Source organism: Faecalibacterium prausnitzii, assembly GCF_049532945.1.
Classification (GTDB): domain Bacteria; phylum Bacillota; class Clostridia; order Oscillospirales; family Ruminococcaceae; genus Faecalibacterium; species Faecalibacterium prausnitzii_N.
The window spans coordinates 846,782-859,318 of sequence record NZ_CP186691.1; the positions used below are offsets into that span (position 1 = coordinate 846,782).

The window sequence follows — 12,537 nt, forward strand, 5'->3', positions numbered from 1 at the left end:
ATTCGGGCGAAAACTGGCCCGATGTTATCCGAGGAAAGGACAGGATCCCTATGGAAATTTCTGAAAAAGTTGTCTATCTGGACAACGCTGCGACCACGGCCTGCGCTCCCGAAGTGCTGGCTGTGATGACCAAGGCGCTGAGCGGTGCCTGCGGCAACCCCAGCAGCCATTACAGTGTGGGCTATGAGGCTAAGGAATTCGTGGACACCGGTCGTGCGCAGGTGGCAAAGGCCATCAATGCAAGTCCGGCTGAGCTCTTCTTTACCAGCTGCGGCTCCGAGGCTGACAACTGGGCCGTAAAGGGCACCGCCTTCACCAAGGCACGCCAGAACAAAAAGCACCTCATCACCAGCGCTTTTGAGCATCATGCCATCATGCACAGCATGGCTGCACTGGAGCGCATGGGCTTTGAAGTGACCTATATCAAGCCCACCGCCGAGGGCTACATCCGTCCCGAGGACGTGGAAGCTGCCATCCGTCCCGATACCGCGCTGGTCAGCATCATGATGGCCAACAACGAGATCGGCACCATCCAGCCCATCAAGGAGATCGCCGAGGTCGCTCACAAGCACGGTGTGTGGATGCACACCGACGCGGTGCAGGCTGTGGGTGCCATCCCCGTGGATGTGAAGGAACTGGGCGTGGATATGCTGTCCATGAGCGCCCACAAGTTCAACGGCCCCAAGGGCATGGGTGCCCTGTACTGCCGCAAGGGCGTATGGCCCCAGAACCTGATCGATGGCGGCAGTCAGGAGGCCCGCCACCGTGCAGGTACCGAGAACGTGGCCGGCATTGCTGCCATGGGCAAGGCGCTGGAGATCGCCACGGCGCATCTGGATGAGCGCATGGCCCACGAGAGCGAGCTGCGCGATTATGTCATCGACCGCGTCCTCAAGAACATCCCGGAAGCCCGCCTGAACGGCGGCCGCAGCCCGCCCCCGTCTGCCCAACAATGTGAACATCAGCTTCCCGGGTCTGGAAGGCGAGACCATCCTGCTGGATCTGGATATGCACGGCATCTGCGCCTCCACCGGCTCTGCCTGCAACTCCGACAGTCTGGACCCCAGCCACGTCCTGCTGAGCATCGGCGTGCCTGAGGAGATCGGCCACGGCTCCATGCGGTTCACCTTTGGCCCGCAGAACACCATGGAAGAAGCAAAATATCTGTGCGACGTGCTGGAGGAAGTGATCCCCCGCCGCCGTGCTATGAGTTGTATGTGGCTGCAGGGCCAGAACACGGCCCGCCAGTTCAGCCTGAAGGGAGAGCAGTAATTATGGCAAGCATGTATAGCGCAAAGGTCATGGAGCATTTTGCAAATCCGCACAATGTGGGTGAGATCCCCGACGCAAACGGCGTGGGTGAAGTGGGCAACCCCAAGTGCGGCGATATCATGCGCATGTACCTGAAGATCGAGAACAACGTGATCGTGGATGTCAAGTTCCTCACCTTCGGCTGCGGTGCCGCCATCGCCACCAGCAGCATGGCCACCGACCTCATCAAGGGCAAGACCATCGACGAGGCGCTCAAGCTGACCAACAAGGCCGTTGTGGAAGCTCTGGAAGGTCTGCCTCCCATCAAGGTGCACTGCTCTGTTCTGGCCGAGCAGGCCGTCAAGGCTGCTCTGTCCGACTACTACCGCCGTCAGGGCATCGATCCGGAACCCATCGTGGGTAAGCTCGAAGAGGACTGCGACCACTGCGAGAGCTGCGGGAAGTAACACACCCTGCATCCTGAAACGCCTGCGAAGAGAGAAAACAACAAAAGCTGGACTGCGTTTGCAGTCCAGCTTTTGTTTGTTTATCACGTTTGAGTTACTCAGCCTTGGGAGCCTCAGCAGGCTTTGCAGCCGCAGGTGCTGCGGGCTTCACCACGGGCTTCGGGGGATTGGGGTCATCCTTCAGCGGGAAGAGGATGATGTGCTTGGGGCACTTCTGGGCACACATGCCGCAGCCCTTGCACTTGTCATAGTCGATGCGGGCCACGCCGTCCACCACGTGGATAGCGTCGAACTTACAGGTGCGCTCGCACATACCGCAGGCAATGCAGGAGGTGGTGCAGGCCTTCATGGCCACAGGACCCTTGTCCTTGTTGGAGCACATGACCACCGGCTTGCGCGGGCCGCCCACGTCGATCATGATGACCTGCTTGGGGCAGATGTTTGCGCAGGCACCGCAGCCGGTGCACTTGTCCTTGTCCACCTTGGCAACACCGTCCACAATGTGGATAGCATCGAACTTACACACCTTGGTGCAGTCGCCCAGACCAACACAGGCAAAGGAGCAGGTCTTGGGGCCGCCGTACAGGGCAGCAGCGGCTGCACAGGTCTGGATGCCCTTGTAATCGTAAGCAGGCTTGCAGTGCTCGGAATTGCCCTGGCACTGGACAACCGCCTTCTTTTCCACAGCGCTGGCCGTGCCGCCCATGATCTTGGCAATGGCAGCGGCAGCCTTGGGGCCGCCAGGTGCGCACTTGTCGCAGGGCACGCCGTCCATGACCACAGCCTTTGCGTAGTCCGCACAGCCTGCGTAGCCGCAGCCGCCGCAGTTTGCACCGGCAAGGCAGTTGGTAACTTCTTCAATGCGGGGGTCTTCCTCCACCGCCATGAACTTGGACGCTGCGACCAGAACGATCGCGCCGACTGCGCCCACGATGGTACACAGGATAACAGCAGATACAATATTCATAATCCTGTCCTCCCTTACAGCGTGACATTGAACAGGTTTTCGACGATGCCGCCGAAGCCCATGAAGGACAGGCTGGTGATTGCTGCTGCGATCAGGGTGATGGGCAGGCCCTTGAAGGGTGCCGGGGGATCGCAGGCTTCCACGCGCTTGCGCACGCCGCTGAACATGACCATGGCCAGCATGAAGCCGCAGCCTGCGCCGATGGCACAGACCAGAGCCTCAATGTAAGCAACACCGAAGCCCATAGCAGCCACATCTGCGCCGTAGTCGCCCACGACCAGAATGGTGACAGCCAGAACACAGCAGTTGGTGGTGATCAGGGGCAGATAAACGCCCAGAGAGTTATACAGTGCAACCACGTACTTCTTGAGGAAGATCTCGATGAACTGCACCAGAACAGCAATGACCAGAATGAACACGATGGTCTGCAGGTAGCTCAGACCAGCCGGGTCCAGAATGAAGATCTGGATGGGGAAGGTAACGGCCGTTGCCATGAACATGACGAAGATGACGGCACCGGACATACCAACCGCAGAATCCAGCTTTTTGGAAACGCCCAGGAACGGGCAGATACCGTAGAACTTCACCAGCACGTAGTTGTTGACCAGGATCATGCTGAAGAAGATCGCAGCGAGTTTTACTAACATCTTATTCTGCCTCCTTCTTCAGGTTATCAAGGTCGCAGCAGCTCTTGCGCTCGATGCGGGCATCCAGCTTGCCTTCCAGCCACACACAGCCGGCCATCAACAGGCCAAAGCAGAAGAATGCGCCGGGAGCCTGCGTCATGATGGAGACCTTGGCAACGCTTTCCGGGATCACCTGGAAGCCCAGCCATGTGCCGCTGCCCAGGATCTCACGGATGGATGCCATCAGGGTAGCGGTGAGGGTGTAGCCAACGCCCATGCCCACGCCGTCCAGTGCGGAGTCCACGATGCTGTTCTTGCAGGCGAACATCTCGGCACGGCCCAGAATGATACAGTTGACAACGATCAGGGGCAGGAACACGCCCAGAGCGTTGTACAGGCTTTCCATGTAAGCCTGCATGAACATCTGAACGATGGTCACGAAGCTTGCGATAATGACGATGTAGCAGGGCAGATGCACCTTGCCGGGGATCACCTTGCGCAGCAGGGAGATCATGATATTGGAGCACACCAGCACGAAGGTGAAGGCGGCACCCATGCCCAGAGCGCTGGAAACTGCAGTGGTAACTGCCAGAATGGAGCAGGTACCCAGAACCAGACGCAGAACGGGGTTTTCTTTGATAATGCCGTTGGTAAGGATGCTTACCTTGGACTTATTTTCTTGTGCCATTTCTTACCAACCTCCTTTACGCCAGCTCGTTGTAGCAGTTGACACAGTCATTGATGGCAGCAAACAGTGCGGTGGAGGAGATGGTTGCGCCGCTGTAGGCGTCGTAATCCTGATTCATCACAATGTTCTGGGTGCCGTCCATGCCGTCGAACTGCGCCAGGAAGTCGTCACTGCTCACGTTGGAGCCGATGCCCTTGGTCTGGGTGGAAGCGTCCACCCAGATGCCGGTCTCGGCGCCGTTGGCGTCGAAGCCCATGATGACGGTCAGGATGCCGCCGTCAAAGCCCTTTTCCTCGGCCTTGATGGCAGTGCTGCCGTCCGGAGCTTTGACCACGCCGGTGATGCCGGCGGTGGTGTAATCGGTCACTTCTTCCAGCTCGCTGGCATCCGAAACGGAGGGCAGCACACCGACATAAGCGGCCAGAGTGGTGCGCTTGGTGTTCTCGGCAATGACCGGGGCGGTCATACCGTTCACCAGTGCCAGCAGCAGGCTGGCGATCAGGGAGATAACGCTCAGCACAACGATGGGCTTGATGGTGCTCTCCCAGTTGGAAGACTTACTCATTTGCCAGCACCCTCCTTTGCTTTCTTTGCAGGCTTGATGTAGCCATACGGGGTCTGACGGGTCAGATCGTTGATGTAGGGGACCCACAGGTTCATGAACAGCAGTGCGAAGGACACGCCCTCGGTGTAGCTGCCCCAGTAACGGATGGCAAAGGTGACGATGCCCAGTGCCACGCCGTACACCAGCTTGCCCTTCAGGGTGAAGGGGCTGGTAACGTAGTCGGTAGCCATGAACACGGCACCGAACAGCAGGCCGCCGCTCAGCACGGCAACCAGAGCCTCGTGCACACTGTGGGTAGCAATGAGGTAGAACACGAACATGCTGCCGACATAAGAAGCCGGGATGGCGATGCTGATGGTCTTGGTGGCCACCAGATAAATCAGGCCCAGCACGATGGCCAGTGCGCAGGTCTCGCCCAGCACACCGCCGTGGATGCCCATGAACAGATCCAGCAGGCTCAGCTTGGACTTATCGGCCACAGCCAGCGGGGTAGCGCTGGACAGCTGATCCACCGCTGCATCCGGGAACACCCACTTGTTCATGGAACCGGCAAAGCTGATGAACAGCACGATACGGCCCACCAGAGCGGGGTTGGCAAAGTTCATGCCGATGCCGCCGAACAGCTGCTTGACGATGACGATGGCCACCAGATCACCGATGATGAGCTGGCCGATGGGCATGCCCACGGGCACGTTCATGGCCAGAATGATGCCGGTGACGACGGCGGACAGGTCGCTGATGGGGTTGGGCTTCTTGAGCAGCTTGCAGTACAGCCACTCAAAGGCCACGCAGGCCACCACGGACACGGCTGTTACCAGCAGTGCACGCATACCAAAAATGATGGCAGAGGCCACCACGCAGGGGCACAGGGCGACGATCACGTTGGCCATCAGGCTCTGGGTGGTCTCTTCGCTGCGCACATGCGGGGAAGCCGAAACAATAAGCTTCGTATCCATTACTTATTGCCTCCTTTTTTGATTTCACCAAGGTAGAACGCCTTTGCCAGACTCATCATCTGGGTAGCAGGGCGCTTTGCCGGGCAGACGAACGAGCAGCTGCCGCAGTTGAAGCAGTAGTCTGCATGCAGCTTGCCCAGCTCCTGCACATCGCGTGCAGCGTATGCCTGATTGACCTCCACAGGCTCCAGACCCATGGGGCAGTACTCCACGCAGCGGCCGCAGCGGATGCAGGGATTCACCGGTGCAGGCTCTGCAGCGGCCTTGCTCAGGAAGATCAGGCCGGAGGTGGTCTTGGTGGTGGGGTAGCTCAGGTTCTCCACAGCGGGGCCCATCATGGCACCGCCGGCAACCACCTTGCCCAGCTCGCCCTTGACGCCCGCAAAATCGATGATGTCCTGATAGGCAGTGCCCACGGGGACAACGATGTTCTGGGGCTTTGCGCAGGCGTCGCCGTCCACGGTGATGGTGCGCTCGACCACCGGCATACCGGTAGCCAGATACTTGCCAAGGGTGGAGACGCTGGTCACGTTCATGACGATCGCGCCGGCATCTGCGGGCAGGCCGCCGTGGGGCACTTCGCGGCCCAGACACTTTTCAATAAGGATCAGCTCTGCGCCGGTGCCGTAGACACTGGGCAGGGGCTTGACCTCGATGGTGCTGTCGCCATTGGTCTTTTTGCACAGCAGGTCGATGCACTCGGGCTTGTTGTTCTCAATGCCGATGACGCACTTCGGGATGCCGGTGTACTGCAGCACGGCCTTGATGCCGCGGATGATATCATCGCTGCAGTTCAGCATCTCCTGCGTATCGCTGGTCAGCCACACTTCGCACTCGGAAGCGTTGATCAGCAGGGTATCCACCTGCTGCTTGGGCTGCAGCTTTACGTCGGTCGGGAAGCCTGCGCCGCCCAGACCGACCAGACCGCACTCACGCACAGCCTTGAGGAAGCTGGCCTTATCGGTCACTTCCGGTGCCTTGACAGCCGGGTCCACGGTCTGTTTGCCATCGGTCTTGATGACGACAGAGTCGCACATGCGGCCATTGGACAGACGGAAGGGCTCCACTGCGGCAACCGTGCCGGAGACACTGGAGTGGATGTTTGCAGAGACGAAGCCGCCAGCCTCGCCGATCTTTGTGCCAACGAACACCTCGTCGCCCTTTTTGACCAGAGCTTTGGCGGGAGCGCCGATATGCTGGCTCATGAGGATGCGTACCTGCGCGGGCAGAGGCATCGGGATCGGTTTGCTTGCAGCAGTTGCCTTGTCATGCGGCGTATGCGCGCCAAGCGCCGCACGTTTCAGCTTGTTCAACATGGAATTCAAATCCCCCATTCTGCTTGAATTGCCTTCCCCGGCTTTCGTGCGGGCGCACGGGGGCCAGGGACAGCAGCTGCTTAACATGTTTATTGTATCATGTTGCATCCCGAAGTTCAACGACAACTGAGCCAAAATGATGCAAATTCCTGAATTTTCTTTGCCGGTTTTGCCAATTAGGCAAGACTAACCTTTGACATTTTTGTAACGTTCTTCCAAAATACGGACGTTTGCGTTTCGGCATCGAATATGATATACTACCTATAATAACTTCTGTGGGGCTGGTCTTGCTCCCACGGATGCCATACCCGCCAAGGAGGATCAAACGATGAAAGTTCTCAAAGCTCTGCTTGCTGTGTTCACGTTCTTAGCTGCCGCACTGACCTGCGCATTGCTCTTTGTGCAGGAAAAACATGCTCCCCGTTATATCCAGATCTATACCGGCGAGCACGACTGAGCCGCCGATCAAACAACAACAGCCGCCGTGCAGTGAAAAACTGCACGGCGGCTGTTTCATCTTATACGCTTATCGCAGAACGATCTCGTCGTTCTCGGCGTCCACGGTCAGGCTGCTGCCCGAAGCGAGGGTGCCGTCGATGATCTTCTCGGCGGCGGGGTCTTCCACGGCTTTGCGAATGACGCGGCGCAAATCGCGCGCACCAAACTTGCCGCCCTGACGCTTTTGCACCAGAGCCTTGAGGGCTGCCGGGGTATAGCTGTATGCGATGCCCTTGGCCTCCATGCCGGGCTTGTACTCGTCCAGCATCAGGGCCGCGATGCCCTCCAGCGTCTGCTGGCTCAGCGGCTTGAAGGCGATCACTTCATCCACGCGGCCAAGGAACTCCGGGCGCAGGAACTGGGCCAGTGCTTTGCGGGTCTTTTCCTCGCTGAGCTGTTCCTCGCTCTTATTGAAGCCAAGCCCACCGGTGCTCTGGTCGCTGCTGCCGGCGTTGGAGGTCATGCAGATGACCGTGTTGGAAAAATCCACCGTGCGGCCCTGCGCATCGTTGATCTTGCCCTCGTCCAGAATCTGCAGCAGAATGTTCATCACGTCCGGGTGCGCCTTTTCGATCTCATCGAACAGCACCACGCTGTAGGGGCGGCGGCGTACCTTCTCGGTGAGCTGACCGGCCTCCTCGTAGCCCACATAGCCCGGAGGCGAACCGATCATGCGGGACACCGCGTATTTTTCCATATACTCGCTCATGTCCAGACGGATGAGCGGGTCCGGGCCGTCGAACAGCTGATTTGCCAGCTGCTTGACCAGCTCGGTCTTGCCCACGCCGGTGGGGCCCACAAAGATAAAGCTTGCGGGACGGCGGCGGCCGGAAAGGTCGGCGCGGCTGCGCTTGATGGCCTGCGCTACCAGATGCACGGCCTCGTCCTGCCCGATGATCTTCTTTTTCAGCTCGCCCTCAAGGTTTGCCAGCTTTGCGAACTCGGTCTCCCGAATTTTGACCGCCGGAATGCCAGTCCACAGCTCGATGACCTTGGCCACATCGTCCATGGTCACCTGGATCTCGCTGGCAGCAGCCTGCTTTGCGGGCAGGTCGGCTTCGAGCTTTGCAATGCGGGTCTTGCGCTCTGCCACACGCTCGTAGTCGATGGGCTCGTTCACATCCGCATTCTCCATCTCGGCTTCTTCCTGCTTGAGGGCATCCAGCTCCTTCTGCATCCCAAGATACTCGGAAATGACCGGGTGGGCCAGATTGCAGCAGGCGCAGGCTTCGTCCAGCAGGTCGATGGCCTTATCGGGCAGGAAGCGGTCGGTGATATAGCGCTCACTCAGGGTGACAGTGGCAGAAAGCACATCGGCAGGCACCTGCACATGATGGTGCTGCTCGTAGTAGTGCTTGATGCCGTTCATCACGGCCAACGTATCGGCCACGCTGGGTTCTTCCACCCGCACGGGCTGGAAACGGCGTTCCAGCGCCTGATCCTTCTCGATATACTTGCGGTACTCGTTGAAGGTGGTGGCACCGATGACCTGAATTTCACCACGGGAGAGGGCGGGCTTCAGGATATTGCCCGCGTTCATGGCACCCTCGCTCTCACCGGCAGAGGTGATGGTGTGGATCTCATCGATGAACAGGATCACATTGCCTGCGGCCTTCACCTCGCTCAGCAGGCCCTTGACCCGCTGCTCGAACTGGCCGCGGAACTGGGTGCCTGCCACAAGGCTGGTGAGGTCCAGCAGATAGATCTCCTTATCCTTCAGGCCGATGGGCACATCCCCCTTGGCAATGCGCTCCGCAATGCCCTCGGCAATGGCGGTCTTGCCCACACCGGCTTCGCCGATGAGGCAGGGGTTGTTCTTCTGGCGGCGGCTCAAAATCTGGATGGTGCGGTAAATTTCGCGGTCGCGGCCAATGATATCGTCCAGCTTGCCTTCCCGGGCCTTGCGGGTCAGATTCTCGCAATAGGTATCCAAAAATTTGCGGCGGGGCGGCTTTTTGCCGCTCTTGCCGGGCTTTTTGTCCCCCTTGGGGGCGTCCTGCTCCCCGCCGTTCATGCTCAGCGGGAACGTTGCACTGGAGCCGGGCATGAGGTCTTCGTCCCCATCCTCACCGCTCTGCGGCTGCCCCATGTTCATCATCATAGAGAACGGATTGCCGGAGCCGTCGCCCAGCTCCTGCATCATGTTTTCCATCCGGTCTTCCATGTTGTCCATGTCCTCGTCCGACATGCCGAACTGCTTCATCAGATCGTCCACCGGCTTGATGTGAAGCTCACGGGCACAGTGCAGGCAGTAGCCCTCCTGCTTCATCTGACCATTGTCCATCCGCTGGATGAAGATGATCGCCGGACGTTTCTGGCATCGAATACAGACCATAGTTCCTCCTTCAGGTCCCACCCGTTTACAGGAACGGGTTGAACAAATTGAATGCTTTATAGTAAAGACTGCTGCTCATCACCGTATCGTTGAGCACCGTGAGATTGCCGCCGGTAATGACGATGATGGCCCAGACCACGCAGAGCACCAGATAGATGTCCACCAGGCTGGCCAGTGCGCCCACCGTATAGCCCAGCCCGCGGTTTACCGTGCCAATGACCGGCAGCTTGTTCACAAGGCCCAGCACCGTGACCAGCAGGCTGACGAGCATCCGCAGCAGGGCGAATGCCACGAAGAACAGCACCAGCGTGATCACCGGTGTGAGCAGCGGGGCCAGCACCTTCTGGACGATGACATCGGCCAGAAGGACGGCGTTGTCGTTGAGCACGGCGGAGATGGAGCGCTCGCAGGCTGCCACGATGGAAGCCCGGAAGCTCTCCGGCAGAAACCCCGCGTACCGGGCCGCGATGCCGGAGAGGCTGACAGCTCCTTCTGCCGAGATGCTGGCGGCGATCTGGTCCCGGAAGCTGCCGGCAAAGAACCGCTCGAACACCTGCCCGGCGGCCCAGCCGGAAAACTGCCGGGCCCCGAACAGGCTGATGAGATTGCCCGTCAGCTGCACGACCCCCGCCAGAAAGCCCTTGCGGGCGTAGCGGATGGCCAGAACGAGCCAGACCACCGTACATAGGATATCAAAAAGAAATGACGGATTCTTGAACATACAACATGATCCTTGTTACTTTCTGCCGCAGAGTGCCAATCAAATCGCATTCTCCCCTCGCTCCAAAGCCCTTACTCCTGCGGCGGCTCCAGCACCTGCGCCGTATTGCCGCTGAACAGCAGCAGCTCTTTGGCGTCGGCCAGAAGTGCCTGGGGCTTGGCCGCAAGGGTCTGGCTCCACTGCCGCTCGCCGGAGACATTGCAGCACTCCACCCCGCTGTCGGACAGCAGATAGAACAGGCTGCCCGCCCGGACGATGGCGTTGGCCGATGCCACTGAGCCGCTGAACTGGACGTTCAGGTTTTTGTCCAGCAGCACGGTCTGATGCAGCTGGCCGGACCCCAGCAGCAGGGCGATATTGCCCGTCTGCATCCACCGAGACGTCCTTCAGGGTGTTCCCGGCGAACTCGTAGGCTGCGCGCTCGCCGCCGCCCGCGTTGTAGAGCACGACGCGGGTGTCGTACACGGCCAGGAGGGTAGACGCCGAGGTCCAGCCCAGCCACTGGGGCACACCGCTCTGGTTCGCGATGCTCACAGGGTCCCCCGATGCCAGATTGATGAGGTAAAGGTTCGTCATCATCTGGCCGCCGCTGGCTGTGACGGCGGCCGCCGCCAGCTTCCGGCTGTCGGGTGAGAAAGCCATCCGCAGCGGGGTGCCGTCGTTGGAGCTCATGCTCCAGCGCAGCACTTCTTCCATGTTGGCGTTGTAGACCAGCAGCTTCGCCATGGCACTGATGTCCTCTGTGACCACGGCCAGATTGCCGTTGTCGGCCACCGCGCAGAGGAAGATGCTGTTTTCCATCTGTTTGGTATAGAGATTCTGGGTGCGGCTTTCCACCTGAAGCTCATTGCCGGAGCGGTTGTACAGCACAAAGCGGGTCTTGCCTGCAGCAATGGCCGGGCGGGCATAGCCGCTCTGGATGCTGTTCAGCTTCTTGCCGCTGCGGGAGTAGACGACGCAGCCCTCCTTGCCCAGCTCCACAAAACTGCCGGTCAGCGGCTCCACCTGCGTCACCTCGGAAACGCCGGTCTGCTGCGGCCAGCCGGAACCGGGCAGCAGCGCGATGCGGGCCGTGTCGATGAAGTCCTTTGCCATCGTCACCGAGCTGCCCACCACGCCGGTGGCAAACAGCACCACCGCCGTCAGCAGCACCAGCAGGACGGCCGTCCGCCGGATGCGCCGGGTGCGCACCCGCTGGCGGGCCTGCTCCAGATATTCGACACGCCCCGCCGAGAGCGGCTCGTCGTTTTCCGAACGGCCGCGGGAAATCTTACGCATTCGCTTCGCCCTCTCCCTTGTAATCTACGCATTTCAGGAACAAGCCCTGCGCGGGCAGGGTCGGCCCGGCGCGGCTGCGGTCACGGCTGGCCAGGATGCCCGGTACGGCGTCCGGGTCCAGCCGCCCGGCACCGGCCTCGCACAGGGTCCCCGCCAGGATGCGCACCATATTATATAAGTAGCCGTCTGCCGTCACGGTGATCTCCAGGTCGTCGCCGTTTCGCACAACGCTGCAATCCGTAATGGTGCGGATGGTGTCGCCGTGGGCCGCTGCCGAGCTGCCCGCCGCACAGAGGGCGAGAAAATCGTGCGTTCCCACAAACTTCCGCGCCGCCTGCTGCATCTTGGTCTCATCCAGCCGCCGGGGGACGCGGGTGTGGTACTTCGCGTCGAAGGGCGAGTCGATGGGGTGGTTGTGGATGCGGTAGAGGTAGGTTTTGGTATGGGCCGCGTACCGGGCATGGAAATCCTCCGGCACCACCTGCGCGTCCAGCACCCGGATGTCCGGCGGCAGATGCTGGTTGAGCGCCAGCGGGAGCTTTGCCGCCGGGATGCGGGTATCGGCGTGGAAGTTGAGCTTGAAGCCCAGCGCGTGCACCCCTGCATCGGTGCGGCTGCAGCCCTTGATATCGGGGCGGCTGCCCAGCACGGCCTGCAGCGCATCCTGAAAGGTTTGGGCCACGCTGCGGCCATTGGGCTGCACCTGAAAGCCGCAGTAATTGGTGCCGTCGTAAGCAAGGGTAAGTAAAAAGTTCATAGATACTCCTTCCGTCATCGCTACGCGATGCCACCTCCCTCGTTGAGGGAGGCTTTGCCGCCCGTCGCGCATTCAGGCTCCCTCTCCGAGGGAGCTGTCTGCAACGCAGACT

The 12,537-nt window shown here is 60.1% G+C and carries 12 protein-coding genes and 1 pseudogene; 3 read left to right on the top strand and 10 right to left on the bottom strand.

What is annotated here, in order from left to right; genetic code table 11:
- Positions 1 to 50: 50 nt before the first annotated feature.
- A pseudogene (locus tag ACNQFG_RS04240) lies at positions 51 to 1,272 on the top strand (cysteine desulfurase family protein).
- A 2-nt stretch (positions 1,273 to 1,274) separates the two neighbouring features.
- Positions 1,275 to 1,718: a Fe-S cluster assembly scaffold protein NifU gene (nifU, locus tag ACNQFG_RS04245; RefSeq protein ID WP_423406120.1), complete on the top strand. Its 444-nt coding sequence runs from the start codon at positions 1,275 to 1,277 to the stop codon at positions 1,716 to 1,718.
- A gap of 94 nt (positions 1,719 to 1,812) precedes the next feature.
- Here nifU and ACNQFG_RS04250 read toward each other — a convergent pair whose 3' ends face one another.
- The 6 genes from ACNQFG_RS04250 to rsxC are packed head-to-tail and all read right to left on the bottom strand — an operon-like array spanning position 1,813 to position 6,836.
- A complete protein-coding gene (locus ACNQFG_RS04250; protein ID WP_423406121.1) occupies positions 1,813 to 2,685 on the bottom strand; it encodes an RnfABCDGE type electron transport complex subunit B in 873 nt (290 codons plus the stop codon).
- Between the two features lie 14 nt (positions 2,686 to 2,699).
- Positions 2,700 to 3,332 carry an electron transport complex protein RnfA gene (locus ACNQFG_RS04255; RefSeq protein ID WP_005943888.1) on the bottom strand — a complete coding sequence of 211 codons (633 nt, stop codon included), beginning with the start codon at positions 3,330 to 3,332 and terminating at the stop codon, positions 2,700 to 2,702.
- A gap of 1 nt (position 3,333) precedes the next feature.
- A complete protein-coding gene (gene rsxE / locus ACNQFG_RS04260; RefSeq protein ID WP_005943886.1) occupies positions 3,334 to 3,999 on the bottom strand; it encodes an electron transport complex subunit RsxE in 666 nt (221 codons plus the stop codon).
- A 16-nt stretch (positions 4,000 to 4,015) separates the two neighbouring features.
- A complete protein-coding gene (locus tag ACNQFG_RS04265) occupies positions 4,016 to 4,564 on the bottom strand; it encodes an FMN-binding protein (protein WP_097777392.1) in 549 nt (182 codons plus the stop codon).
- Positions 4,561 to 5,520 (bottom strand): RnfABCDGE type electron transport complex subunit D, encoded by a 960-nt coding sequence (locus ACNQFG_RS04270; protein WP_097774296.1) that lies wholly within the window; start codon positions 5,518 to 5,520, stop codon positions 4,561 to 4,563. The genes ACNQFG_RS04265 and ACNQFG_RS04270 overlap by 4 nt, the downstream gene beginning before the upstream one ends.
- Positions 5,520 to 6,836, bottom strand: coding sequence for an electron transport complex subunit RsxC (gene rsxC, locus ACNQFG_RS04275; protein WP_423406122.1), 1,317 nt, complete (start codon positions 6,834 to 6,836; stop codon positions 5,520 to 5,522). The genes ACNQFG_RS04270 and rsxC overlap by 1 nt, the downstream gene beginning before the upstream one ends.
- Before the next feature lie 328 nt (positions 6,837 to 7,164).
- On the opposite strand from rsxC, the gene ACNQFG_RS04280 reads away from it, so the two are divergent.
- The gene (locus ACNQFG_RS04280; RefSeq protein WP_255535529.1) at positions 7,165 to 7,293 is read left to right on the top strand and encodes a hypothetical protein; all 129 of its coding nucleotides are present in this window, start codon (positions 7,165 to 7,167) and stop codon (positions 7,291 to 7,293) included.
- Positions 7,294 to 7,362: 69 nt separating this feature from the next.
- On the opposite strand, the gene ACNQFG_RS04285 is transcribed toward ACNQFG_RS04280, so the two are convergent.
- From ACNQFG_RS04285 to truA, 4 genes are all read right to left on the bottom strand, one after another.
- Positions 7,363 to 9,669: an AAA family ATPase gene (locus ACNQFG_RS04285; RefSeq protein WP_423406123.1), complete on the bottom strand. Its 2,307-nt coding sequence runs from the start codon at positions 9,667 to 9,669 to the stop codon at positions 7,363 to 7,365.
- Positions 9,670 to 9,694: 25 nt separating this feature from the next.
- Positions 9,695 to 10,348: a hypothetical protein gene (locus tag ACNQFG_RS04290; protein ID WP_423406124.1), complete on the bottom strand. Its 654-nt coding sequence runs from the start codon at positions 10,346 to 10,348 to the stop codon at positions 9,695 to 9,697.
- Positions 10,349 to 10,429: 81 nt separating this feature from the next.
- Positions 10,430 to 11,668, bottom strand: a complete 1,239-nt coding sequence (locus tag ACNQFG_RS04295) for a DUF5711 family protein (protein WP_423406125.1) — start codon at positions 11,666 to 11,668, stop codon at positions 10,430 to 10,432.
- Positions 11,661 to 12,425 (bottom strand): tRNA pseudouridine(38-40) synthase TruA, encoded by a 765-nt coding sequence (gene truA, locus ACNQFG_RS04300; RefSeq protein ID WP_423406126.1) that lies wholly within the window; start codon positions 12,423 to 12,425, stop codon positions 11,661 to 11,663. Before truA ends, ACNQFG_RS04295 begins: the two co-directional genes overlap by 8 nt.
- Positions 12,426 to 12,537: the final 112 nt, after the last annotated feature.